21 protein-coding genes and 2 pseudogenes are annotated in these 24153 nt (G+C 62.8%); 13 read left to right on the top strand and 10 right to left on the bottom strand.

Going from position 1 to position 24153, the window contains the following annotated elements; all coding sequences use genetic code 11:
- Positions 1 to 56: 56 nt before the first annotated feature.
- The 7 genes from ACGYLY_RS09135 to ACGYLY_RS09105 form a co-directional block, all read right to left on the bottom strand.
- A complete protein-coding gene (locus ACGYLY_RS09135; RefSeq protein WP_395281966.1) occupies positions 57 to 578 on the bottom strand; it encodes a hypothetical protein in 522 nt (173 codons plus the stop codon).
- Complete coding sequence (locus ACGYLY_RS09130; protein ID WP_395281967.1) at positions 575 to 1009, bottom strand: hypothetical protein; 435 nt, start codon at positions 1007 to 1009, stop codon at positions 575 to 577. The genes ACGYLY_RS09135 and ACGYLY_RS09130 overlap by 4 nt, the downstream gene beginning before the upstream one ends.
- On the bottom strand, positions 1002 to 1706 hold the full coding sequence (locus ACGYLY_RS09125) for a hypothetical protein (protein ID WP_395281969.1): 705 nt from the start codon (positions 1704 to 1706) through the stop codon (positions 1002 to 1004). Before ACGYLY_RS09125 ends, ACGYLY_RS09130 begins: the two co-directional genes overlap by 8 nt.
- Positions 1703 to 2176, bottom strand: coding sequence for a hypothetical protein (locus ACGYLY_RS09120; protein WP_395281970.1), 474 nt, complete (start codon positions 2174 to 2176; stop codon positions 1703 to 1705). Before ACGYLY_RS09120 ends, ACGYLY_RS09125 begins: the two co-directional genes overlap by 4 nt.
- A complete protein-coding gene (locus ACGYLY_RS09115; RefSeq protein ID WP_395281971.1) occupies positions 2176 to 2886 on the bottom strand; it encodes a hypothetical protein in 711 nt (236 codons plus the stop codon). The genes ACGYLY_RS09120 and ACGYLY_RS09115 overlap by 1 nt, the downstream gene beginning before the upstream one ends.
- Positions 2883 to 4796: a type II secretion system F family protein gene (locus ACGYLY_RS09110; protein WP_395284128.1), complete on the bottom strand. Its 1914-nt coding sequence runs from the start codon at positions 4794 to 4796 to the stop codon at positions 2883 to 2885. The genes ACGYLY_RS09115 and ACGYLY_RS09110 overlap by 4 nt, the downstream gene beginning before the upstream one ends.
- Positions 4797 to 5048: 252 nt before the next feature.
- Complete coding sequence (locus ACGYLY_RS09105) at positions 5049 to 7253, bottom strand: type II/IV secretion system ATPase subunit (protein WP_395281972.1); 2205 nt, start codon at positions 7251 to 7253, stop codon at positions 5049 to 5051.
- A gap of 12 nt (positions 7254 to 7265) precedes the next feature.
- Here ACGYLY_RS09105 and ACGYLY_RS09100 point away from each other — a divergent pair.
- The 11 genes and pseudogenes from ACGYLY_RS09100 to ACGYLY_RS09050 form a co-directional block, all read left to right on the top strand.
- Positions 7266 to 7595: pseudogene (locus ACGYLY_RS09100) on the top strand (hypothetical protein); the annotation flags it as partial.
- A 64-nt stretch (positions 7596 to 7659) separates the two neighbouring features.
- A complete protein-coding gene (locus tag ACGYLY_RS09095) occupies positions 7660 to 7812 on the top strand; it encodes a hypothetical protein (protein WP_395291260.1) in 153 nt (50 codons plus the stop codon).
- A gap of 424 nt (positions 7813 to 8236) precedes the next feature.
- Positions 8237 to 9400, top strand: coding sequence for a PstS family phosphate ABC transporter substrate-binding protein (locus tag ACGYLY_RS09090; protein WP_395281974.1), 1164 nt, complete (start codon positions 8237 to 8239; stop codon positions 9398 to 9400).
- A gap of 72 nt (positions 9401 to 9472) precedes the next feature.
- Positions 9473 to 10546 (top strand): phosphate ABC transporter permease subunit PstC, encoded by a 1074-nt coding sequence (gene pstC, locus ACGYLY_RS09085; RefSeq protein WP_395281975.1) that lies wholly within the window; start codon positions 9473 to 9475, stop codon positions 10544 to 10546.
- A complete protein-coding gene (gene pstA, locus ACGYLY_RS09080; RefSeq protein ID WP_395281976.1) occupies positions 10543 to 12120 on the top strand; it encodes a phosphate ABC transporter permease PstA in 1578 nt (525 codons plus the stop codon). Before pstC ends, pstA begins: the two co-directional genes overlap by 4 nt.
- A 34-nt stretch (positions 12121 to 12154) precedes the next feature.
- Positions 12155 to 13006: pseudogene (gene pstB, locus ACGYLY_RS09075) on the top strand (phosphate ABC transporter ATP-binding protein PstB); the annotation flags it as partial.
- A complete protein-coding gene (locus ACGYLY_RS09070; RefSeq protein WP_395281977.1) occupies positions 13003 to 14016 on the top strand; it encodes an AbrB/MazE/SpoVT family DNA-binding domain-containing protein in 1014 nt (337 codons plus the stop codon). The pseudogene pstB and the gene ACGYLY_RS09070, both read left to right, overlap by 4 nt.
- Before the next feature lie 76 nt (positions 14017 to 14092).
- Entirely contained in the window at positions 14093 to 14980 is an 888-nt protein-coding gene (locus ACGYLY_RS09065) for an ATP-binding cassette domain-containing protein (protein WP_395281978.1), read from the top strand.
- Positions 14977 to 16884 (top strand): ABC transporter permease subunit, encoded by a 1908-nt coding sequence (locus tag ACGYLY_RS09060; RefSeq protein ID WP_395281979.1) that lies wholly within the window; start codon positions 14977 to 14979, stop codon positions 16882 to 16884. The genes ACGYLY_RS09065 and ACGYLY_RS09060 overlap by 4 nt, the downstream gene beginning before the upstream one ends.
- Complete coding sequence (locus ACGYLY_RS09055) at positions 16877 to 17932, top strand: ABC transporter permease (protein WP_395281980.1); 1056 nt, start codon at positions 16877 to 16879, stop codon at positions 17930 to 17932. The genes ACGYLY_RS09060 and ACGYLY_RS09055 overlap by 8 nt, the downstream gene beginning before the upstream one ends.
- Positions 17933 to 18092: 160 nt before the next feature.
- Positions 18093 to 19082 (top strand): glycerophosphodiester phosphodiesterase, encoded by a 990-nt coding sequence (locus ACGYLY_RS09050; RefSeq protein WP_395281981.1) that lies wholly within the window; start codon positions 18093 to 18095, stop codon positions 19080 to 19082.
- Positions 19083 to 19169: 87 nt separating this feature from the next.
- On the opposite strand, the gene ACGYLY_RS09045 is transcribed toward ACGYLY_RS09050, so the two are convergent.
- On the bottom strand, positions 19170 to 19640 hold the full coding sequence (locus ACGYLY_RS09045; RefSeq protein WP_395281982.1) for a cupin domain-containing protein: 471 nt from the start codon (positions 19638 to 19640) through the stop codon (positions 19170 to 19172).
- Between the two features lie 256 nt (positions 19641 to 19896).
- On the opposite strand from ACGYLY_RS09045, the gene ACGYLY_RS09040 reads away from it, so the two are divergent.
- A complete protein-coding gene (locus ACGYLY_RS09040) occupies positions 19897 to 20328 on the top strand; it encodes a universal stress protein (protein ID WP_395281983.1) in 432 nt (143 codons plus the stop codon).
- A gap of 142 nt (positions 20329 to 20470) precedes the next feature.
- Here the strand turns inward: ACGYLY_RS09040 and ACGYLY_RS09035 are convergent, their stop codons facing one another.
- Complete coding sequence (locus tag ACGYLY_RS09035; protein ID WP_395281984.1) at positions 20471 to 21514, bottom strand: phosphorylase; 1044 nt, start codon at positions 21512 to 21514, stop codon at positions 20471 to 20473.
- Positions 21515 to 21906: 392 nt separating this feature from the next.
- On the opposite strand from ACGYLY_RS09035, the gene ACGYLY_RS09030 reads away from it, so the two are divergent.
- Complete coding sequence (locus ACGYLY_RS09030; protein ID WP_395281986.1) at positions 21907 to 23850, top strand: hypothetical protein; 1944 nt, start codon at positions 21907 to 21909, stop codon at positions 23848 to 23850.
- Between the two features lie 52 nt (positions 23851 to 23902).
- Here ACGYLY_RS09030 and ACGYLY_RS09025 read toward each other — a convergent pair whose 3' ends face one another.
- Positions 23903 to 24061 carry a hypothetical protein gene (locus ACGYLY_RS09025; protein WP_395281987.1) on the bottom strand — a complete coding sequence of 53 codons (159 nt, stop codon included), beginning with the start codon at positions 24059 to 24061 and terminating at the stop codon, positions 23903 to 23905.
- Positions 24062 to 24153: the final 92 nt, after the last annotated feature.

Below are 24153 nucleotides of genomic sequence, written 5' to 3'. Positions count from 1 at the left end.
CGGTTGATGTCGTCGCTGAGGGGAGTTTCCTGCTTCGGAGGTGTACGGAAAATACGTCATCGGGTGCCGACGACAACCGTCGTCTCGTACCATCCCCGCTCCGCCGTCACCCGCACGTCGAACGCCACCGCGAGGACGTGCGTTTCGCCGTCCCTGTTCTGGACGACCACGCCTCGACTCGCGTTACAGGACCCGAACTGCCGATTCGGGCCGCGCGTTTCCGAGCAGTGGTCCGCCGTCCATGCCCGCGCCGCCGACCGATTGTATTCCACCTGATACACGGTTCCCGATTCGACGCGCGACGACCGAAGCGCGTCGAGCGGTCCATCCAAATCGGTTCGAACGGCGGAGACGGCCGCTTCACGCCGCTGCCAGCGATACGACGAGGGGATTCCCGCCGCTGCGCCGTGAACTCCTCGCGACAGAACTCGATGCGCGTTTCCGACCGGGGCCTCGTAGTCCCCGCTCGCGGCCACGTCCGCGCTGTAGCCCAGTTGGAGGTACGCGAACACCGCGGGTGCGAGCGCGACGGCGACCACGGCCGCCGCCGCGAGGACGAGTTGCGCGCGGTCCCTCACACGTACCACACCCAGATGGTCACGTCCCCGTTCGTGGTCGTCACCGTCGAGACCCCGACCGGGACGCCGCCGGGTTTCCGATAGCCGACCGACCCGTGTGGCGTCTCGACGCGGAACATGAGGTTGTCCGGGAGGATGCGGTCCACGCGGGTCCGAAGCGCGTCCGCTTCACGACGGAACGACGGCTTCGACTCGACGATTTCCGCCAACCGCGTCGTTCCGCGATGTCGCGGTGCTTCGTGGACGAGAACCCTCCCCGTATCCTTTGCGTACATGTCGAGTTGCGTTTCACGCGCGTTCGGCGATGGAACGCCGAACGCGAACCCCATCGTGACGCCGAGAATCAGTACGACGCCGATTCCAGCCTCCACGACGGAAAGGGAGAGTTGGCCGCGGGACGACGAACCGCACCGTGACGACCCGTTATGCATCGACCGTCACCGCCACGACCGCTTTTCGGGTTGTCTCCGGATAGTAGGTGACCTTGACGCTACCGGTCGGGAGGTCTCCGTCCGTTTTGAACGCGAACCGGGTCGTCTCGAATCGCAGAAGCGAGACGTGAAACCGTCCGTCCACCCCTGACGTGTTCCGTAGCACCACACGACCGTTCGCTCGAACGACGCTCACCGTCGTCTCGTCCGGGGGTCGGACGACGAGCGTCGCATTTGGTGTACGCCGTGGGAGGGTGAACTTGGGATCGCTCGCCGACAGCGGCGGCGTCCGCGTCACCGCGCTCCGGTTTTCGACGAGGACGATTCGACGCACCGTCGTCCCGCCCGTCGGGGACCCCCGCTCCGCGATGACCGTCTCGCCGACCCTGATTCGGAACGCCCGCTCGCCGAGGACCGGAAACCACCCCGTCAGTCGTGTCGCATTGCAACGATCGAGCGCCGTCTCGTTGACGACGTTCGGGCGAACGGTCAGCGGGCTATCGGCCGATATTAGACGTTCGCTGGTCGCGACGGCGCTGTGCCGTCTCATGGGATTTCTGTCCGCACCGAGGAGCGCTCTGTCCGCGATTCCGACGCTCATCGTCGTCACCATCGTCAGTATGAGCAACGCGACGGCCAACGCGTGGAGGTTCATCTGTGCGCGTTCGGTTCGATGGTCGGCCTGCCGATGGCTCACGGTTCCCTCCCTCGCATCAGTTCCACGATGAGGCCGCGGGGACCGCTTCGAACGACGATAAACGCCGGTTCTCGACTCGACCAGTTTCCGCGTACCGTCGCTACCCTCGAGGGAAGCGCGAGTCGAACGGTCGAATTCAACCGCTCGTTCGGATGGTCGAACGTCAGCGACTCCCCGTCCGCCCGAACGACGTACCCGCTCCCGCGAACCGTTTCAGGCAACGAGACGCGGAGTCGAACGCGGACGTTCGTCCCGACCTCCGGAACGGCCTGTTGAATTCGTTCGGCCGATTTCGAGAGTACCCGTTGTCCTACCTCGTCTCCGACGGCCGTCCTGTACTTCGGAACGATTCCGCCGTAGAGCGTGGTCGTCAACAGCCCGATGTAGAGCACGACGAGACCGGCTTCGAGTACCTTGCCGATGACCGGGCTGACCGCCCTGTCGTCCGGTCCGGCGGTTCGGCCGTTCATCACAGCACCTCCGCGCGCATGTCGTGGACGACGAGATAGGTGAACCGTCGCCCCGGATATCGGGCGACGACGCTCGGCACCCCGTCGCCGTCGAAATCGTTCCGGGTCGTCGTCGCGTTTCGCTCCTCGAAGTATCGACGCCACGCGTCGGGAGTGCTCGTTTCCACCGCGATTCGGTAGGTTCCGTTGCCGAGCGTCGTCCGAGCGTGCGTGACGTTCGTGCGGACGAGCGCCGATTCGCCGCTGTTCGATACGACCGTCCGGTTCGAGGCGTCGAGTTTCGCAACACCGACGACGAGGAGTTCACTCCGTTCGGACGATGTGAACGGCGGTAGTGCGGTCATTCGTCCGGCGTCGTCTGTTCCTTGGATGACCGCACCCGCGAGGTACGCGACGCGCCTGTCACCGGTCGTGAAGACGAGGGCGTCCGCGCGAACGATCCGAACGGTTCCGGATTCGTTGAGGATCCTGAGTTCCCGGTCTACCGTCGTCAACGTCCCCGACGAAAACGACACGCGACCGCGATGAACCCCGGTCACTTCCACGGGGGAGAGCGCTCGGTCCATATCCGTCGCAACCCGTGCCGCGTCCGCCGTTGCGGCGTTGCGTTGAACTACCATCCCGACGCTAGCCGTCAACGACGCGAGCGAGAGCACGACGACGCCGAGGAGGAGTGCGACGGCGACGACGTTCGATTGGCCGCGCGTCATACCATTCCCACCCCCGCGAAAACGAAGTACGCAATCCCGACGAGCGCGGCGGAGTGGAGGAGCGCCTCGTAGAAACCGCGACTGGCGTAGCCGGCGAACCACCCGCACGCGAGCATGGTCGCTTGGGTGACGACGTAAAACCGCTGTCGGTCGCGGGCCGGTTGCACGGCGTTCGGATCGAGTGCGAATCCGGCGTTCGAGGAGGAAACCGCGGACAACTGCGAGAAGCTATCGAGGACGTAGACGTTCACCGCGACCATGATGCCGACGACGAGCAGGGCGGTCATCCACCCGACGACGACGTACACGAGCATGTTCGAGCGCAGGGATTTCTTCTGATGGTAGAGGCGTCCGATTTCGATCTGTAGCGTCTCGAAAACGGTCTCAGTGTCGCCGCCGACGTCCAACGTCCCCGTCACGAGACCGATGGTCTGGTCCGCGAGCGGCGTCCCGACGTCATCGACGAATTGGGTGAGTGCGTCGCGCCGGAGGTCGCCCTCCCTGCTCGTGAGGTTCGAACTGAACGCGAGGTCGTTGACGTTCGGTTGGAGTGCGCCGAGGTCCACGTCCCGCGCGACGCGTTCGACCGCTGTGGAGAACGGCCGACCGAGGCTGACGTGGCTCGATACGGCGTGAACGAAATCCTTGATCTCCCTGTCCTTCGCGTCGTCGCGGCGGGACCGCCAAACGGACACCAACCCGACCGGAAGCGCGAACGCGACGTAGGACAGTAATACCGTGTTGACTGGCGTGTAGCCGAGGTATCGGAGAAGCACACCCGTGCAAACCGTCGTCGGGACGAGGAGAACGGTCGCGTTTGCGGGATTGATGAATCCCGTCGCGAGCAGGTTCGAAACGCGTTTGGAGCGCGAATGTGTCGCCGGAGACTGGTCCGCGGGGCGGAGCGACGACACCAACACCGCCGCACTCGCACCGATAGTGAGGATGAAAACGCCGCTCCCGTAGATGATGAAGCCGCGAACCGACAGCGCGCCGAACGGTGCCGGCGCGGGTGCCGCCAGTCCCGGCGCGAGGACGCTCATCACCGTCAGCACGATGACGAGGAGCGCCGGGACGACCAACAGGACGATGAACATCTCCGCCAGCAGTTCGAGGAAGTCCTGTGCCTGTTCGTGTGACCGCGACTGTCTGTGGCTCAACATACCTCCTTCCATCTGGAGGTACTGCTCCAACGCGTCCGGTCCCTGTTCTGCGTGTTCGCGGAACTTGAGCAAAAACGGCGCGAGTACGTCTCGCGACGGCGTGTCGCGGGCGACGATTCGCAAGCCGTCATCGACGCTCCCGGTCAACGCGGTTTTGTTCAGCACCTTGCGAAACGCGACGGCGGTTTCGCCGTACGACTCCTCCCGGTCAGCGACCTTCCGGAGCATCGCGAGCAAATCGTCGCTTCCGGACGACAAGGCCCGAAGATACCGTACCGCACCCGGAAGCGTTTGCTCGATATTGGACCGGCGGGCGCTCGCCGCCCACCCGAGATACAACCCGCCGAACCACACGGTCGTTCGCTTTCCGAACGCAGCACAGAGGGCGGCAAACGCGGTCGCGGCGTACGCTCGCGGAACGTGTGGCACCGTGACCCGCTCGATGATGGGCATCCCAGCGTGGAGAAACGAAACGAACTTCGCCAGAACGCCCGGCGGAATCGCGAACGTGAGAACCAACACCCACGCGAACGTTCCGAGAAACACGACCCACGACAGGCCGTAGGTCCGCGAGAGAAACACGTCGAAACTGGCGTTCACGTCGGTCGCGCGGTACCGCTTCCTGTCACGGTCGTGTCGTCGGTGATCCGCGTGGCGCGAAAACAACGCGTAGAGCGCGCGGTCGAGGATACCGAGGCCGTTCGAGCCGTAGAAACCTTCGGCTGCTGGGCCCTCCCGTGGCTCCATCGCCGTCGATTCGGCGACGGTATTCATCCCGTTACCTCGTTCACAAAACGCATCATAAAACGAGCTAGCTGTGTCATTTAATTTAAACTCTCGGATTTTAGAACAGGTATGGGAATGGATTCTTATTGCGCCGCGTAGGGAAAAACGCTCGCCGGAGTCGATGGCCAGTCGGAGTGGAGCGTGACGACGGCGGGAGGTTCAGCGGATACTTCGTGTCCCATCGTTCAGTATCGACACCGATCGACTCTACATTCATTCGCTCACTTCCCGTGACACCCGTTCCACCGTCGCCGCCTCGTTGTTCTGGAGGTCGGCCAGGAACGAGAACAGTTCGTCGAAGTCCGTGACGCCCTCCCGTTCCAGATACTGCACGTAGCGATGCTTGCGGTGGAACTCGTTTTCGACCTCTTTCACGCTCCGGTCGGTTCGGTAAGCGAGGCGGTGGAAGAACCGAAAGCCGATGTCTCGCTCGTCGTCGCCGAGTTGCGGGTGGTCGTACTTCGTGTGGAAGGTGCCCTCGTGGTCGCGCCACGCGAGGGCGTTCCAGTGAATCGCCGTGCCGTCCTTCTTCACCGTGCCACAGCGGCCGTCCAGTTCGGCCAACTCGTCCTCGGTCACGAGTTCCACGACTTCGCCGACGTAGCGCTCGCCGTCCACGTTTCGGGGGAACACCACGAGGTCGATTTCTTGCAGGAGATAGGCGGACAGGCCCTGTTCGACCACCCGATTGACGAGTTTCTCGATCGTCTCGGCGTGCGTCGTCCCGAGGAGGCCGTGACCCGTGTTCAGCGATTCGGCGAACGTGCGGAACGAGGCGGGCGTGTTGATTTCGGCGATGACTTCCACGTCCGGGTTGAGGTAGTTACATTCGGTCATCAGGTCCGCCATCGTCACGCGCTTGTAATCGTTTTCGTGGTCGCGGGTGGTGAGCGAGACGCCCGTTTCGTGGGGCAATCGGACCTCGCGTGACCCTTCGTCGATGCTGATTGGACGGTCGCGGTACGGGATGAACGGCATATGCGCGTTCATGAGCGTCGTTTTCCCGACCCCCGTCTGCCCAGAGAACAGCGCGACCCCGTGGTGTTCGTACAGTTGCCAGAACAGGGTGACGAGTTCGGTGGAGATGCTGTCGGCGTCGAGCAGGTCCACCGGCGTCATCGTGTCCGGTGCCTGCTTCCGAATCGAGATGTGCGGGCCGCCCTCCGAGATGACCGGAAGCGCGACGGCACACCGGATGGTCTCCTCGTCGGCCACGCCGTCGAGGGAGAGGTTCACCTTCGCGCTGGGATTGCTGGCGTTGAGTTCCACGCCGTCGGAGGCGGCCATCTGGGTGACGACGTTGACGAACGCCGATTCGTCCTCGAACGCGAGGTTCGTCGGGATGCGCTCGCCGTGGCCGATGGCGCGGCCGCGCGGAACGACCTTGATTCGCTCGCCGACCCGGTTCGCCTCGATGTCTTCGAGCAGGCCGTCCCGAATCGGAATCGTGAGTTTTCCGTGCCCGACGTAGTCCCGGAGGACGTAGTACACGAGGTCAGTGAGTCGGTCGTCCGAGAACCGGTGGTCCACCGGCGGAACCGCGAGGTCGTATTCCGACAGCGCGGTCCGAACGCGATACTTCGCCGCATCGAACCACGCGCGGATGTTCCGGGCGGTCAGCCGCCGGGAGAGGAACTGCGTCGCTCGCTCGCGGACGAAGGCCGCGCGGTCGTCCACGATGTCGCCGACGTGCGTCTCCCAGATGCGGTCCTTGCACTCCTCGATGAGTCGGTCGTCGTCCGGCAGGAGGTTGGGTTCGAGGACGGCGTACTTCGTGGCGAAGGAGTCCGTCCCGAGGAGGTGTTCCTCGTAGACGACGACCGGGATTCGGAACGCCCGGAAATCGACGGTGTGCGTCTCGATTCGTTCGCTGGCAAACCGGGCCAGATAGTCGGCATCAGCGGGGAGTTCGGTGTCGGCGGGTGCGTAGTCTTCCGTGTGGACGACGAGGTGGTCCCCCGCGGCGTCAGCGACTTCTATCTTTTCGTCCAACGCCAACGGCGTCAGTCGGTCGAGGCAGAGCAACTCGGCGAGCGCGTGATACTCGACCCGGCGGCGGGCCGAGTTCGAGAGGTCGGTCAATCGGTCGATGGCGCGGCGGTATTTCGGCTCGAACCCCTCCTCGACGCGTTCGACCGCTCCCTCCCGCGTGAGCGGGCGGCGGAGGTTCGCGGTGGCGAAGTACTCACGAACACGGGCGAGTGCGTCTTCGTCCGACGAACCGAGCGCTGGCGTGCGAACGTCGTATCGAAAGCCGTCGTCGGTTTCCCGAATCGTGGCGACGACGCCGGGGTGAAGTTCGCGCTGGTCGCGCACGTCGGATGCGTACCACGCGTCGGGGTCGTCCGGCGGAATCGGCGGGGGAACAGTCCCGGAAGCGCGTCTGACAGTTTTCGTCGAAGTTCCTATTGAAGACATATCGTTATAGATATGTTTGGTTCCCCATTCAGATTTAAACCTTCGGGAACGGTCGTATTATCTAACGATTTCGATCATACATCTTTCCGAGATGATGTCGTAACCGGAGAATTACCTCGTCAGCGACGTTCGAACGCCGTGCTGGTCGAACGAATACACGGGCGTTTCGGCTTCGAGAGAACCGCTAGCGTCCGGATCTTTAACATTAATGCGGAAACTCCAGCGTATGTACACGGCTGTGGGAGATACTCTCTCTCACCACCGATACTCAGCGGTGGGGAGAACATCTACCCGCGAGAGATCGAAGACACGCTCCTCGAGTATGCCGACGTGGCCGAGGCGGCGGTGGTCGGCGCACCCGACGACGAATGGGGGCAAAAGGTGCCGCGTACGTCGCCCCGACTCGGTGGCGACGGCGGACGCGCTCGATTCGTTCCTCCTTTGGAGCGACGAACTCGCCGACTTCAAACGCCCGCGCGAGTACGCATCCGTCGACGAACTGCCGAAGACGCTTAGCGGGAAGATTCTGAAGTTCGAACTCCGGAAGGACGACGCGTAAAGACGAGGAGCAACGCATACTTCCTTTCCGAGGGAGCGAGGTTCCGGCGTACGGGTCGGTTCTGGCGTGATGTCGAACGGAGAACCTGAAGTACGAACTCTCGCTTCGACTCCGTTCGCTGATTTTGAGTCCTTCCGTCGCCCGGTCTCCCTCTTCGTTCGAATACAGAACGGTCTCCCACCGACTGTTATTTCACTCGGAAAAATAGTCATATCGTCGACCGTCGATGGCATTCGTGATCGAGAGGTCGCCAGCATCGCCGATAGCGCATCTATATAGGGGTATTATCTCGATAATACAACTATTGGCGACACGTGTGCGAACAGCGATATCCATACCGTTCCCTATGGGAATAATACGAACGGACGTAATATGAACGCCAATTATAAGCGGCTTTTACTACCCGTCGGTCACCCTCGGGTGAATGACGCGACAATCAAGGCGGGCAAACGGTGGCACCTCACGACGGAAATTCCTCGCGATAACCGGCAGCACTGCTGGTGCACTGGCCCTCGCAGGTTGTTCCAGCAGAGGGGACGACAGCAACGGGTCCTCGACAGAAGGTAACGACGAGACGACGAAAGCCACCGGTAGTTCCAATGGCGACAACGACAGTGGACAGAAGCTCTCGACCGAGGCGTTGACCGCGGACGGGTCTTCGACCGTGTACCCCATCACGGGAGACGGGGCGAGCTTTTGGAACTCGAATCCGGAACCGGGCGACGAGGACTACTGGCCGAAGAAGTGGGCCAAGGACGAATACGGCACCGACAAACGTCTCGCCGACTTCTTTGCAGGCAAGTACGGCTACGAAGCGACCGGCAAGCGGTCGAGCCCGCCGTTCCTCGCGAACGTCGCGCTGAGCCACTCCGGCACGGGTATCGAAGGCGTCATGGAAGGTCGCGTCGACATCGGCGATGCTAGTGCGCCCGCGAAAGCGGAACTCGAGGGCAAGAACGTCTCCGACTCGGAGATGAAGAAATTCGTCGATCACGTCGTCGGCGTTGACGGCCAGCCCATCGTCGTGAGCAAGGAAATCAAGGGCGCGGGCGTCAACAAGATCACGCTCGACCAACTCAAAAAGATCTACAAGGGGCAGGTCAGCAACTGGAGCGAAGTCGGCGGTCCCGACAAGGAGATGCTCGTTCTCGGTCGCGCACCCGATTCCGGGACCGCGACGTCCTTCCGGAGCAACGTGTTCGGGGACGCGAACGCGCAGACCAAGCCCGACCAGCGCTACGGGAAGAACCAGCAACTCGCACAGGCCGTCGCGCAGGCGGACAACGCCATCACGTACCTCGCACTCGCGTTCGTCAAGCCGGACGGCCAAGTGCCACCCATCGGACTCCAAATCGGAGACACGCTGTACGAGTACGGCAAAAACCTCGGTGCGAAAGATTACCCGCTCTCGCGTGACCTCCACGCTTACACGTGGGAGGACACCTCGCGACGCGAAGCGGCGTTCCTCAACTTCATTCTGAGCGACTTCGGGCAGGAGATGTTCGTGAAAAAGAACAACTACTTCGCACTGCCGAAGGGGCGACTGGAAGAAGAACGCAAGAAAGTCGCGCCGAGCGAGTTCGACTGACCGCTGTCTGCGGTCAGTCCACCGAAGTCGCGAGTCGCACAAACGGATGACTATTTGAACACAGTATTCAGTATGGCAGACGCACTATCGACACGGATAACTAATTACTGGTCACAGCACGACGACGGAGCGCTGTTGTTGTGGGGGTTCGGCGCGCTCACGTTGCTCGCCGCGTTCGGCCTGTTCTTGAACAGTTCTCGGTGGACGGTCGCACCGGTCGCGCTGTTCGTCGTCCTCTCCGGCGTCGGTTGGTACTCCCACCAATCGGACACCGCGATGGGACTGACGTTCCTCGCAACGATACTGACCGTCACCATCCTCGGCCTCATCATCACATTCATCTTCCTCGAAGCGTGGCCCGCACTGCGGAAGACCGGCGTCGCGATGATATACCGAACGAACACGAGCGGATCGTTTTGGCCCGCAGGCGACGGTCTGTACTACCTGTCGCCGATGATATTCGGCACGCTGGTGACGACGGTCATCGCCACTGCGGTCGCCGCCCCGCTCGGCATCGCCGGGGCGTTGTTCCTCTCGGAAATCGCCCCGCCGACGGTCCGCGAGGTCGTCAAGCCGGGCATCGAGATGCTGGCCGGGATTCCCTCGATCACGTACGGGTTCATCGGATTCGTCATCGTCAACGACTACTTCTACAAGGAGTTGAACACGCCGACGTTCGGGAGCCTGTTCACGGTCGGATTGGTCATCGGAATCATGGCGTTGCCGACCATCGTGACGGTCGCCGAGGACGCGCTATCGACGGTTCCGGAATCGATGAAGAGCGGGTCGTTAGCGATGGGTTCGACCGACTGGCAGACGATGAAGAGCGTCACCGTTCCGGCGGCGTTCTCCGGAGTCTCCGCCGCGGTATTGCTCGGCGTAGGCCGAGCGATGGGCGAGACGATGGCGGCGACGGTGATGATAACGCACAACGTCGGCTTCCCGGACCCGATATTCGACGTGTTCGGACGCAAAGGGGAGACGCTGACGACGCTCATCGCGTTCAACGCGAACTCTTCGCACGGACTGGCGTTGAGTTCGCTGTTCGCGGCCGGCGTCGTCCTCTTCCTGACCGTCCTCGTGTTGAGCGTCGGGTCGATGTACATCGAGACGCGGATGCAGGAGAAACTCGGAGGGAAGCGATGAGTTCCGTCGAACGAACCGCACTCGTCGTGGACGAATCGACGACGGCCGATTACCTCGCCACAGGCGTCATCGGCGTCGGACTTGCGGCGTTCGTGGCGAGTTGGCTGACGTTGTTCCAGTGGGTTGATCAGACGACGAGCGTCCTCGGCGTCTCGCTGTTCACGACACTGGGCGTGCTGTTGGTCGCGATGGGACTCGGCGTCATCGCACTCGGTCTCGGGTCACGATACGGGGCGTTCGCGACGGAGCCATCGACGACCGCCGGCTTGCTCGTCGGCGTGCTGTTTGGCCTCGCTGGCTTCGTCACCGGCGGACTGATCGCGTCCCAGACGGTCGGGTTAGGGACCGGCGGATGGCTCGCCGCTGCCGTCCTCATCGGCGTGGTTGCCACGGTAATCGCGGTCCTCCCGCGGGAGGACGTCGGTTCGACGCTCCCGGCGGGAACGTTCCTGCTGTTCGTCGGCGGCGTCGTGGCGACCGGCGTCATCGATACGACGTGGACGTGGTCGCCGAACGGCCTCTCCATGACGTTCATCGGACCGGTCGTCGTACCGACGCTCGTCGCCTTGGCGTCCCTCGTCGCATCGTGGAGCGCCGCAAAGGCACGCGCAGGATTCGGTGCTCGGGGACGTCAGAACGGCGCGTACCTTCTCGTGTTGATGAGCATCGCCGGGATGCTCGCAACCCTCCTACTGCTGGTCGGGTTCATCGTCGTCAACGGACTCGATACCGTCCTGACCGGGGCGAAACTTGGCGGAAAGAACGTCGTTTCGCTGCCGTTCCTGACGAACGTCACCAAGAGTCTCTTCGTCGAAGTACCGGGCGTCTTCCCCGCCGTCGTGGGAACGCTTTGGCTCGTCGCCGGAGCCATCGCGTTCGCGGTCCCGCTCGGCGTCGGCGCGGCGGTGTTCATCACCGAGTACGCCGACCGTGGACGGTTCACCCGACTCGTCGAAGTCGCGACGAACGGCCTCTGGAGTACGCCCAGCATCGTCTTCGGACTGTTCGGCATCGCGTTCATCATGCCGCGGGTCAGTAGCGGTCGGCGGTCGTTGCTCGCCGGAATGGTCGTCCTCGGATTCATGCTCCTCCCGCTCGTGGTCATCACGAGCCGTGAGTCTATCAAAGCGGTTCCCGAGGAGTACCGAGAAGCGAGCGTCGCGCTCGGCGTCTCGAAGTGGCAGACGATTCGTAGCGTCGTCCTTCCGTCGGCGGTGCCCGGCGTCATCACCGGCATCATCCTCGGCGTCGGGCGTATCGCCGGCGAGACCGCACCGCTGATTCTGGTGTATGGCGGGCCGCCGTACCCGAATTCGAATCCGAACGTGCTCGGGTCGTTCGAGTTCACGTCCTCCCCGCCGTTCGTGACCAACCCGGAACTGCTGAAAGCGGGGAGTGCACTTCCATACCAGCTCTACACGTCGATAACGTCCGGACTGCCGCCGGGAGAAGCGTTCACGGCCCAAGCCTTCGGCTGGGGGACGGCGCTCGTCCTGCTGGTCGTCGTCCTCGGACTGTACGCTATCGGCATCGTCAGTCGACTCTACTTCAGGAGGAAACTACACCATGAGTAAAATCGCGATGAACCAGAACGGCGAACAGACCACGACCACCGGCGAAACAGAAGAGCGGGTTCGAACGGAGTGGACGAACTACGAGTTCGATGGCGAGACGAAACTCGCCGTCTCGGACCTCGACGTCTACTACGGCAACGACCACGCGTTGAAGAGCGTCTCGATGGACATTCCCGAAGAGAGTGTGACGGCGCTCATCGGTCCGTCCGGTTGCGGGAAATCGACGTTTCTCCGGTGTCTCAACCGGATGAACGACCGCATCGACGCCGCAGCCATCGACGGATCGGTGACGCTCGACGGCCAGGAGGTCTATCAGGACGGCGTGAACCTCGTGGAACTGCGTAAGCGCGTCGGCATGGTGTTCCAAAGCCCGAACCCGTTCCCGAAGTCCATCCGGGACAACATCTCATACGGGCCGCGAAAACACGGCGACACCCAGACGGGGTTGCTCGCGAGACTGCTCGGCAACGCCGACGGAGAGGCCGAATCGGACCTCGTCGAGCGATCGCTTCGGAACGCCGCGCTGTGGGACGAGGTCAGCGACCGACTGGACGACAACGCACTCGGTCTCTCGGGCGGTCAGCAACAACGCCTCTGCATCGCGCGCTGTCTCGCGGTGAATCCGGAGGTCATCCTGATGGACGAACCGGCGAGCGCGCTCGACCCCATCGCCACCGCGAAAATCGAGGAACTCATCGAGTCGCTGGCCGACGAGTACACCGTCGTCGTCGTCACGCACAACATGCAACAGGCGGCGCGCATCAGCGACCAGACCGCCGTGTTCCTCACCGGTGGCGAACTCGTCGAGTACGATACGACCGGGAAAATTTTCGAGGATCCCGATAGCCGACGCGTCGAAGAGTACATCACGGGCAAGTTCGGATGACGGTGGAACTGGCGAACGACACGCGGACGGTACAGGCGACCGGTAGCTCCTCGTACACCATCTCCCTGCCCAAAAAGTGGATCGACGAACACGGTATCGACGCCGGGATGGAACTCTCGTTCTATCCCGCACACGGCGGTGAACTGGTCATCAAACCCGAACCGACGTCCGCCGGAGGGCGGGGCGCTTCCGACGAACCGAGAGTCGATATCGCGGCGTTATCCGCCGCCGAAGTTCGGCAGGTGGTGGGCGCCCTGTACGCGACTGGCTGTGAGGAGTTCGTCCTCCGCGCCGGAAACGGCGTCAGTTCGAAACAGCGTCGCGCCGCGGCGAACGCGGCATCGAGCAAGACCGGGCTGGAAATCGAGCGCGAATCGGGGTCGGAAATTCACTTCAGGACGGTCATCGACACGACGGCCGTCTCGCTCGAACGGTCCGTCCTCCAACTGCAGTACGCCGCGCTCTCGATGCAGCGAACCGTCGTTCGCGTTCTCGTCGACGGCTCCTTCGACGACCTCGAACGAATCGACGGACGGTATGACGACGCAGTGCGGCGGTTCGAAGTCATCGACGGTCGGTTTCGACGCGCGCTCGCCGATGTGGAGGAACTCGACCGTCTCGGCCGTTCCCGACGGGCGGTGTTCGACCGGTATACGACTGCCGGACACCTGCTCACCGTCACCGAGCGATTCCAGCGGGTGGCCGACCTGCTCCGCGGCCGGGTGAACGCGGAGCGAACCCCGTGGTCGGACGAGTTCGAGGACTGTGCGCGTCGGTCGCGGACACTCACGGAATCGGCGGTCGATGCCGTTTTGACGGCATCACGACCGCCGTACGATACGGCCCAGGACGCTCGAATGCTCGCCGAAGACGTCGTCGAACTCCACCGGAGAGCGAACGAGGAGGACGGACACGCGCACGTCTGGACGGTCGCGCTCGTCGGCCTCGAACGATCCGCGACGAGCGCGGCGGAAATCGCCGAGCGAGCGGTGCAGGCGTCGCTCCGCTAACGTCGTGTCGATAATCTTCGGTTAGTTCCACTGCCACACGCTCAAGTAGCCCCAGTATCGAGAATAGGATATATCTATGATCGAAGTAGAAAAGATTCGGAAAGAATACGGGAGCTTCACGGCCGTCGAGGGGAGCAGCTTTTCCGTCTCCGAGGGGGAGGTGTTCGGCATCATCGGCCCGAACGGGGCGGGAAAGACGACGACCCTGAAGATGCTGTCGGGTCTCATCGAACCGACCGCCGGGAGCGCACGGGTCGCGGGCTACGACGCGCAGGACGTCGAAATGCGGACTCAGCTGGGGTTTCTCCCCGAGGAATCGCCGCTGTACGAGGACATGACGCCGCTCTCGTATCTGTCCTTCTTCGCCGACCTCTACGACGTACCGCCCGCCACCGCTACCGAGCGGATTCATCATACGCTGGACCGCCTCGAACTCGACCACCGCGAGCGACGACTGGGCGATATGTCCAAGGGAATGCGGCGGAAGGTCGCCATCGCCCGCTCGTTGGTCAACGACCCGGACGTGTTGATTTACGACGAACCGGCGAGCGGGTTGGACCCGCTCACGACGAACTACATCATCGAGTTCACGCGGGAGTTGAGCGATTCGGGGAAGACGGTCGTCTTCAGCGCGCACAACCTGTTTCACGTCGAGAGCATCTGTGATCGAATCGTCGTGATGAACAACGGTCGAATCGTCGCGGGCGGGAGCGTCGAGGACCTCCGCGAAGAGTACGGACGAACCGAGTACCACGTCTCCACGACGGTCGAGGTCGCGGATGCGGTTCGGGAGAACGGAACCTATCGTCGCGTCGTGGGGAGCATGGACGCCGTGGCCGAAACGCGCGAACTCGCCGAAGCGTCCGGTGGGAGTGTCGTGGACATCGAGACGCACACGCCCAGTTTGGAGGACATCTTCCTCGATTTGGCGACCGACGCGCCGGACGTGGAGGGCCGTCCGTGAAACGCCGCAAGACGCTTCGAATCGCACGCTGGGAGGTGAGCAGAAACGCGGGGCAGTTCGACCGCCGGACGCTAGTTCTCGTCGCCGTCGTTCTCCTCTTCGTCGGCGTGCTGACGCCCATGGTCGCCAGTCGGGGGAACACCGTGGACGACGGCATCTACCGCGTCGGCGTCAGCGAGAACAGCCGGTACCACGCCCCGGTCGCTTTCGACCGGACGTTCGTGGCCGTCGAACCGACCGCGGCGAACTACGACTCGGGCGCGTTCGACCTGTTCATCTGCCCGAACTCCGGAATTTCGGGGTGTCCAGCGAACACGATGCGTTACAAGGACTCTCCCAAAGGCAAAGCGGCGCTCGCGGAACTGCGGACGACGGTCGAACGTTACAACGACCGGCGGATAGCCGAGGAACCGGACAGCGCCGCCGCGTTCCCGGTGAACGTCACGCTCCGCTACGTGGCACAAAACGACACGGGCGGCTTCGCCGGGTCGGGAACAGGTACGGGAACGGATTCAAGCGGGAAGATCACCACTCGAACCACGACGGCGGGAGAGATGCGCCTCGGCGGCGGAAGCGGCGGTACCGGAACGGGCGGCGGCAGCGGAACCGGAGAAAGCGCTTCCGGTGGGTCGGGCAGCGGTTCGGTCGCGGCCCCGTCGGTCGGTTCCGGGTCGTCCATCTTCGTCGATAACGAACGACGGGGAACGCCGTCGGACATCTCGCCGCCGTTCCCGTTCGAGTCGCTGATCCTCGCGTTCGCGTTCATCTTGCCGATGAACTTCGTGATTCAGGCCTACGCCAGCAGCGTCATCGAGGAGCGCATCAACGACCGTGGCGAACTACTTCTCGTCTCGCCGGTGTCCCGCGGCGACATCATCGTCGGTAAAACCCTGCCGTATCTCGTCGGCATGGTCGCCATCGCCACGGTGACGGCGGTCGGAATCGTCCAATTCACGCCCCACATCGGCACCGAACCGTTGGCCACCGCAAGCGCGGTAGTGACGGCCGTCTCGGCGGTGATTCCCATCGCGCTGTTGTTCCTCGCCAGCGCGTTCGTCGGCGCGATGTTCGCCCGCTCGTTCAAGGAACTCACCTTTGTCACGGTGTCGCTCAGCGTCTTCCTCACCTCCTACGCCTTCGTGCCGTCCGTGTTCACCGACGTGCATCCGATAGCGGCCATTTCGCCCCTGTCGCTGGTGGTCCGCGTGTTGCAGGGCGAACCGGTCGCGCTCGGTCAGTACGCCTTCTCGACGCTGCCGCTGTTTCTCACCGGGGGCGCGTTGTTCGCGCTCGGCGCCGGCGTCTACCGCGAGGAGGACATGTTCACCCAACGACCGGTGACGCTGAAGGCGCTCGACGCCCTCGACGGCCAACTACGCGGAAAGTGGAGCGTCGCGAAGGTCAGCGCGTTCTCGATTCCGTTCGTCTTCGTCGCGGAACTCCTCGCCGTGGCCCTCCTCTTCGCGCTTCCCGTGGAACTCTCGATTCCGGTGTTGCTCCTCGCCATCGCGTTCATCGAGGAAGTCGCAAAGAGCGTCCACGTCTACGCCGGATTCGCCCACGAGCGGTTCGACCGCTCGCTTCGGACGGTTGGTACCCTCGGTCTGCTCTCCGGACTCGGCTTCTTCGCGGGCGAGAAACTGACTGCCATCGCCCAGTTGGTCGGACTTCCGAACCTCGAACTCGGGCGGGCGGCGTTCGGTGCCGCCACCGGCCTCGGCGTGGACGCGTCGCCGCTCGTCCTGCTGGGGCTGCTGTTCGCGCCGCTCGCGCTTCACTCGGTTACGGCGACCATCACGGCCTACGGTGCCGGCAAGGACCGAACCTGGTACGTCTGGACGCTGGTCGTCACGACGTTAGTTCACGCCGCCTACAACCTAACGGTGGTGAACGCCCTTGGATAGGCGTCTCACCGTCGCACGACGGGAGTTGGCGTCGCTCAGGAGCGAGAAGACCATCGTGTTGGCGATACTGATTCAACTGCTCATCGCGGCGTTCTCGTCGTTCCTCGCGGTCGGATTGGTGTCGATGTACGACCCCGGGTCCGCCTCCGACAACGTCGTCGTCTCCTTCGGCGTGACGGGCGACGCGAGCGACGAACTCGCTCCGGTTCTCGCCTCCGACGATGCGTGGAAAGGGGTTCGGTACCGGACCCAGCGCGGCGCGATGGATGATTTCCGTTCCGGGGAGGTGCAAGCGGTCCTCCACGTCGAGCGCACCGCGAACGGACGCCTCGACGTGACCGCTATCGCCCCGGATGGCAACATACAGACGACGTTAGTCGTGACCCGGATAAAGGAGGTGCTCGACGAACTGGAACGTCACCAGCGGACGCAATTATCGGCGCGACTCGAACGGTCCGTCGTCGCGCCGCCGCCGGAGAAGGGTGCGAGTCCGTACTTCGGGTTCACCTACACGGTGCTCATCCCGCTGTTGATGTTCCTGCCCGTGTTCATCAGCGGGAGCGTCGCCGTGGACACCATCGCCGAGGAGTACGACCGCGGGACCCTCGAACTGCTCCGGGTGACGCCGCTGACGGGCATCGACATCGTGGACGGCAAACTGCTGGCGATGGGAATCCTCGCGCCGGTGCAGGCCGCGGCGTGGTTGGTCCTCCTCTCGTTCAACGGAACGAGCGTCGCCAACCCACTCGAAATCGTGGTCCTCGTAACCGCCTTCTCGATAACCATAGTCGCGCTCGGAGCGATACTTGCGTTGCGGTTCCGCGATAGAAAACAGGCCCAGTTCCAGTTCTCGATGGCGATGCTGGTCGTCTTCAGCGGGACGTACCTGCTTCCCGAAGCGCCCGCGAACACCGTCGCGAAACTCGCCATCGGGAGCCCGACACAGTTCACGCACGCGATGGTCGCACTCTATCTGGTGGCGTCGCTTCTCGGCTACGGACTGGTCCGTCGGGTCGTCGGAACGGGTCGGCTACTGACGACCGCGTGAGCGGCATGGTGACGGGTCGGCCGTGCCACTCGATTCCTCGTTTCGACAGATCGGACGCCGTTCAGTGTCGAATCGAGACTATGTTTTCCATATATAGAACTTTGAATCAATCTAGCTTCCTATTATAAATACTATAGTACTGGCCGAAGTATGTCGAAATATGGTGTCAGAACGACTCCAGACGTTGAATCGGCGAACGTTCGTTGGAACCGGTGCGGCCGTCGCGAGCACCGCGTTAGCCGGAGTCGGAACCGCACAGGAGTGTTCCGATGACGAGACAGACGAGGGTCAGGGTGCGGACGACGACCGCGGCCACGACGGGGGAAACGACGAGGACGGGGTCACGTACGTCGCCCATCGCGGGTACAAGGGGATGTATCCGGAGAACACCCTCCGGGCGTTCGAGGCGGCCTCCCGGACGGCGGACATGATAGAACTCGACATCATGCCGTGTGCGGGCGGCGAAATCGTCGTCTTCCACGACGAGAAACTCGGCGCGCGCGACGGCGGTACCCGCGGCCTCACCGACGAGCACGGGTACGTCTGGGAGAACGACTGCGAGACGGTGCGGAACGCGAACGTCCTCGGAAGCGGAGAAACGATACCGTTCCTCTCGGAAGCGCTCGAAGCCATCCCGGACCACGTCGGCGTGAACATCGAGTTCAAGAACCCCGGTTCGGCGGAGGCACAGTCCTCGACGGACCTCTCCGGTTCGGAACTGGAGGCCGGAAAGGACCGCTGGCGGTCGTTCACGGAGAAGGCGCTCGACATCGCCGACGAGTACGAAAACGACATCCTCGTCTCCTCGTTCTACGAGGCGGCCATCGCCACCGTCCGCGAACTCGACCCGGAGATGCCCGTCGGCTACCTGCTCTGGGACTCCATCGAGCGCGGCCTCGACATCGTGCGCGAGTACGACTGCGAGGCGGTCAATCCCCCGTACAACATGGTGAAGGGGTCGCCGTTTTTCAACGACGCCTACTACCTCGACGACCCGCAGTTCGCGGACATCGACCTCGTGCAGGTCGCTCACGACGAAGGGCGCGAGGTCAACGTCTACACTATCGATACGTGGTATCAGGCCGAGCAACTCGCGGAAGCGGGCGCGGACGGCGTCATCGTCAACTACCCGCACCTGCTCCGAGAGTAGCGGCTTCGTGAGTCCGAAGGACGTATTCTTTGAATGGTCTGCACGGAACGACACGCTCGAACCGTGCCAAAAAGTGCCCTCGTGAAGTTACATCTCGACGGTCGTCCCACAGTCGGGACATTCGAGGTAAATCCCGTCGTCGCCCATATTGAACGCGAGAACGTCACTCTCACACTCCGGACAGGGCTGTGCGACGCGTACGTCGGTCGAGTCACGTGGCGCACCGAGCGCGAGTGCGACCACGTCGTCGTCTGATTCGTTGCGACCCTGCTGATACTCTCCCGCCGGGAACCGGATTGCTTCCCCGCTACCCACCTCGACGGTCTCGCTTTCGGCGTCCGCCTCGGGTTTGATCTCGAACGTCGCGGTTCCCTCCACGATGTAGAAGACTTCCTCCTGATCGAGGTGTGTGTGAAGTCCGCCCGAGAAGGCCTCGCCCGGTTCGAGCGCGTAGTGGTTGAGAGACATATCCTCCGTCTCCAGTGCGTCCGAGAGCCCGCGACGGTCGGCGTCACCCATTCCTCCGGATTCCACGTCGTCGATATCGATTCGTTGCACGCGTTGAATTCACTTCTCGCGGGACATAGGTTTATTGTCTCCACTCGTTCGGAGTCGACCCCGACCCACGGTCGTCGGACGGAATGCCCGGACGGCCATCGACGCCCCCGAGCGGGAACACAGTCCCGCAGTATCCGACGAACGCTCGACGCTTCGTGCGATGTGGTGAACGGCGGTTTCGAAGCATGGTTGTTGGTTATCAGAAGGCGGTTATCGAACCGCGGTACTATCTCGTTTCCCACCGTATTGCCCACCGATGTACGACGATATCCTCGTTCCCACGGACGGCAGCGCATCGGCCACGGAAGCGGCGCGGAACGCCGTCGAACTGGCGGCCCAGTTCGACGCGACGATTCACGCGCTCTACGTCATCGACATCGGCGCGATGTGGCCCGACGCCTACGAGGGAAACGTCCTGAACGACCTCGAAACGCGCGGGAAAGCGGCGGTCGAGAGGGTCCGAGAGCTGGCGGAGGAGGAAAACGTCGCCGTCACCGACGACGTGGTGACTGGCGGGCATCCATACCGCGTGATTCTCGACTACGCCGACGAGAACGACATGGACTGCATCGTCATGGGAACGCACGGGCGGCGCGGCCTCGACCGCTACCTGCTCGGCAGCGTCACCGAGCGCGTCGTGCGGTTGGCCGACGTGCCGGTGCTGACCGTCCACGCACCCAAGGAGTGAGATTCGCGGAGTTTTCCACCGACGCGACGATCGACGTTCTTCCCCGCTTAGTTTTTTCGCCATGGCGATTCCGCTCGTCGCAGTCGTCTCCATCGCCCTCGGCATCGGCCTCGTCGCTGTGTCGTGAGTTCGAGTTCCGGGTTCAGTATCGTCGTGTTTCCCACCGGTCCCAGTTTTCGGTGATTTCGTCCACCAGCCTCGACCCGACGCGATACACGTTCGTCACGCTGGGAAGGAAACCACCGGAATCCGCGGCGAGGCTCTCCCGCACCGACTGACAGGGGTGCGGTTGGTCGAAGTTCGACACGCTCCGAATGCTGACGTATCGGTCCAAGTGACCGAAACGATCGAGAACGCGAGCAGTAGCGAAATCCTCCATTTCCGTCGTCGCGTAGGTGCTCACGCCGTACTCCTCCGCGATGTAGCCCGCTTGGTCGGAGAGCGTGGACCCGTGCCAGTACGTGTCGCCACACATCGTCGTACCGACGCCGATGAACGGTTCGGACTGGGCGGTTTCCTGTGGGTACAGTTTCCGATACTCCTTCGCCCGTTCCGAATCCGTCAGCGTCGCGCGTTCTCCGAGACGCCGAGCGGTCTTCACGAGGTTCCCGTTCAACTCGTAGACGTGGTCTGGCCGGTTCGGGCGGAACATCATGGCGTACGGGTCGGCGTCGCCGTCGGCACGCGACCACCGATGAACCAGGTCCCAATCGGCGACCGCATCGCTCACGAACACCGACCCGAGCGTTCCGACGTCCGGCGGCGAACCGGCGATACCCGCGGTGACGAAGTAGGTGTTCTCGAAGTCGAACTTCGGCGAGCGGAGTATCGACGACAACGAGGTAGCGGCGTTCGTCTTCCCGATTCCGACGACGGTTCCGGCGACGCCGTCGTCGTTGTGATACACCGGCGCGAACGCTCCCGGAACGTCCACGGTATCGGTGAGGTCGTAGTTCCGATACCACAACTGAAACTCTCCGGGTGCGTCGGACGCCCCTTCCCGCTTCTTCAGGTTCGCGACTTCGAAGGCCGCGATGACGAAGACCTTGACGTCGACCGGGTCGTCCGTCGTTTCCGAAGCCGAATCCGTACTCCCGGTCGCCGTTCCCATCAAACCGGCACCGAGCGTGGTCCCGGTCGCTTTGAGAAATCGTCGTCGAATCATCTCGTTCCGCTTTTGAGCCATACCTGAGCTCTCGAATTCAGCCTCATTAACTCTCCGAATTAACTGCAAGTTTATGCGTAATCTTGTATGAAAATGAGATTTTATATCCACAAACATGTATAGATTTTGCTCCGATGGACGACAAATACGCGGTTCGACGGCTCACGGGCGGTCAGAACGCGTGGACGGATATCCACCCGACGGCGAACGAATCACCGAAACCGGTGTCGAAAGGAAGTGTACTAAAACCGTTTCGAAAACACCAGCGGTACGTCGGTTTCATTTCCGATTCCCAGAAATCAACTCGGCCATTTCACCGCTTTCATTCCCTAAGATACAGTACCGTATCGAACTTCTTTTATATAAAATACATAAATAAATATAAAATTCTCCTACAGAATTTATTATGCGCGATGGATGGCAAAAACAGCGGTCGAGAATCGGAAGCAAACACCACAGAGGGCGGATTTCGACTGAATCGACGGCGGGCGATTCAACTGGCGGGCCTCGGCATCGGAAGCGTGGCGATGTCGGGAGGAGGCTCCGCCGCGGAGACGACGGAAGAAGGGGACTGTGCGGAGGGACCGTTCGAGCGAACCTACTCCGGCGGAACCGTGAACTTCGGGCGAATCGCGTCCCGTTCCGGGCGAACGGAGATGAAGGGGCAATCGACGGCGGCCGGGGAACCGGCGAGCGAGCGGGAAATCGAAGCGTCGCGGGCGCACGGACAGCACGGACGGCATCGACACGACCAGAAACACGGCTGGTGGGACGACGACGATGAACTGTCGATTCTCACCGAGTACGACGGCGTGAACGCCGAGCAGACGAGCGGCGGCGTCCCCTCCGACTCGCAGATCGCGGCGGGGTACGGCAAGGTGATTCACGCGGTCAACACGCAGGTCGCGGTGTTCGACAAACGGTCCGGACACGAGGAGCTCTCGGTCCAGTTGAACGACATCTTCGCGCCGGTCATCGACGAACCCGAGGGCGGGTACGCGTACGGCGAACCGTTCGTCTTCGACCCGCGGGCGCGGTACGACCGACGGGAAAACCGGTATGTCGTTGCCGCGGTCCAGTACGAACCCGGCATCACCGAGGACGGCGAACTCGTCACCCGCGAGGAGATGGAAGAGCGCGCGGGCGGCGAACCGGGAGAGGGCGAAGATGGAGAGGACAGTGAAGAGGGCGAGAATGGCGCAGAATCCGAGGAGGAAGCGCTCGAACGGCCGCCGCGAGGATGGTGGGTCGTCGCCGTCTCCGAGACGCCGAATCCGAAGGGGAAGTGGAACGTCTACCGGATTCCGCCGCTCGACAACGAGGGACTCGTGGATTACCCGACGCTCGGGTTGGACAGGGACGCCATCTACCTCGCACAGAACTTCTTCGGCGACGCGGTGTCGGTGACGATGGTGGCGCTCGACAAGGAGGCCATCTACCGCGGTCGGACCACCACCGGCAATCACTTCACCGACTTGGACAACCCGAACGTCGAACAGGACGACTTCACCCTGCAACCGGCGCTTCAACCGTTCTCCGGCGGCAGGCACGGTACGTTCTACCTGCTGGATTCCACCTTCCCGGAACCGACGGCGAGCGCGCTCACGATGTGGGAGTTGACCGACCCGCTCGACGACCCGACGCTCGAATGTCACACCGTTCCCGTCGAGGAGTTCTCGTACCCGCCGACCGCCGAGCAACCGGATTCCGAAAAGCGAATCGACACGCTCGGCACGCGACAGATGAACCTCGATTATAACGACGGGTCGCTGTGGACGGCCCACACCATCGCCTATGACTGGAACGGCGACGGCGAGACGGTCGCCGCAATCAAGTGGTACGAAGTGGACACGCGGACGCGGCAGGTCGTCCAGAGCGGCGTGTACGGCGAACCGGGCACGTCGTACTTCATTCCGACCATCCAGTCGGACGACGACACGACCGTCATCACGCACAACGTGAGCGGTCCCGACACCTTCCCGAGCATGGCGGTCGCGGGCCGAACGGAGGGGTACGAACGGAACAAACTGGAGGATTCCGTCGTCGTCGAGGAAGGGAAATCGCACTACGACTACGGCGAAGGCGAGGAGGTCATGCGATGGGGCGACTACAACGGAATCTCGGTGGATCCGCACACCGGGACGTTCTGGACGGTGAGCCAGTATTCGCCGGACATCGACATCGACCCCGCCGCCGAGGAGCGTGACCCGTACCACACGCGCATCGCGGAAGTGACGTTCGGCGACGGACGGGGTCACGATCACCACGGCGGTCACGGAGGCCACCATCACGACGGCCGCGACGACCGCGATCATGGTCGCAGGCACGACGACTACGGCCGCCACCGCTGGGACTAACGACGGTTCCGAAAAACGACCGCACTTCTTTTCCGACTCGGTTATCGTCCACTCATTCGTCCCCGGGACGGTCGCGCCAGTCCTCGGCGTGTTCGCGTCCCTCTACGGGTCGTTCGTCTTCGATTTCCGTTCGGTCGTCGGGGGTTCCGACCAGACCGGCGTACAGACCCACCCACACATGCGCTCGTTTCGTCCTGTTTCCTCGGAACATGGTCTCTCACCGAACCCCTTCGTCTCGCGGACGAGATGGCTCTTTAGGCTAGCCTAAAAACGGCGATGGTAATAATCGTTTGGGTGCCTCGA

Origin of the sequence: Haladaptatus sp. CMAA 1909, from assembly GCF_043952005.1 — an archaeon.
Taxonomy (GTDB): domain Archaea; phylum Halobacteriota; class Halobacteria; order Halobacteriales; family Haladaptataceae; genus Haladaptatus.
Note: the sequence above shows the minus strand (reverse complement) of the source record. Positions and strands in the feature narration are given on the sequence as shown.

Bases quoted from the DNA above. Each gene is read 5' to 3' on its own strand.
- ACGYLY_RS09130 (WP_395281967.1), bottom strand. From the start codon at position 1,009: ATGCATAACGGGTCGTCACGGTGCGGTTCGTCGTCCCGCGGCCAACTC.
- ACGYLY_RS09120 (WP_395281970.1), bottom strand. From the start codon at position 2,176: ATGAACGGCCGAACCGCCGGACCGGACGACAGGGCGGTCAGCCCGGTC.
- ACGYLY_RS09115 (WP_395281971.1), bottom strand. From the start codon at position 2,886: ATGACGCGCGGCCAATCGAACGTCGTCGCCGTCGCACTCCTCCTCGGC.
- ACGYLY_RS09110 (WP_395284128.1), bottom strand. From the start codon at position 4,796: ATGGAGCCACGGGAGGGCCCAGCAGCCGAAGGTTTCTACGGCTCGAAC.
- ACGYLY_RS09105 (WP_395281972.1), bottom strand. From the start codon at position 7,253: ATGTCTTCAATAGGAACTTCGACGAAAACTGTCAGACGCGCTTCCGGG.
- ACGYLY_RS09090 (WP_395281974.1), top strand. From the start codon at position 8,237: ATGACGCGACAATCAAGGCGGGCAAACGGTGGCACCTCACGACGGAAA.
- pstC (WP_395281975.1), top strand. From the start codon at position 9,473: ATGGCAGACGCACTATCGACACGGATAACTAATTACTGGTCACAGCAC.
- pstA (WP_395281976.1), top strand. From the start codon at position 10,543: ATGAGTTCCGTCGAACGAACCGCACTCGTCGTGGACGAATCGACGACG.
- ACGYLY_RS09070 (WP_395281977.1), top strand. From the start codon at position 13,003: ATGACGGTGGAACTGGCGAACGACACGCGGACGGTACAGGCGACCGGT.
- ACGYLY_RS09065 (WP_395281978.1), top strand. From the start codon at position 14,093: ATGATCGAAGTAGAAAAGATTCGGAAAGAATACGGGAGCTTCACGGCC.
- ACGYLY_RS09050 (WP_395281981.1), top strand. From the start codon at position 18,093: ATGGTGTCAGAACGACTCCAGACGTTGAATCGGCGAACGTTCGTTGGA.
- ACGYLY_RS09040 (WP_395281983.1), top strand. From the start codon at position 19,897: ATGTACGACGATATCCTCGTTCCCACGGACGGCAGCGCATCGGCCACG.
- ACGYLY_RS09035 (WP_395281984.1), bottom strand. From the start codon at position 21,514: ATGGCTCAAAAGCGGAACGAGATGATTCGACGACGATTTCTCAAAGCG.
- ACGYLY_RS09030 (WP_395281986.1), top strand. From the start codon at position 21,907: ATGGATGGCAAAAACAGCGGTCGAGAATCGGAAGCAAACACCACAGAG.
- ACGYLY_RS09025 (WP_395281987.1), bottom strand. From the start codon at position 24,061: ATGTTCCGAGGAAACAGGACGAAACGAGCGCATGTGTGGGTGGGTCTG.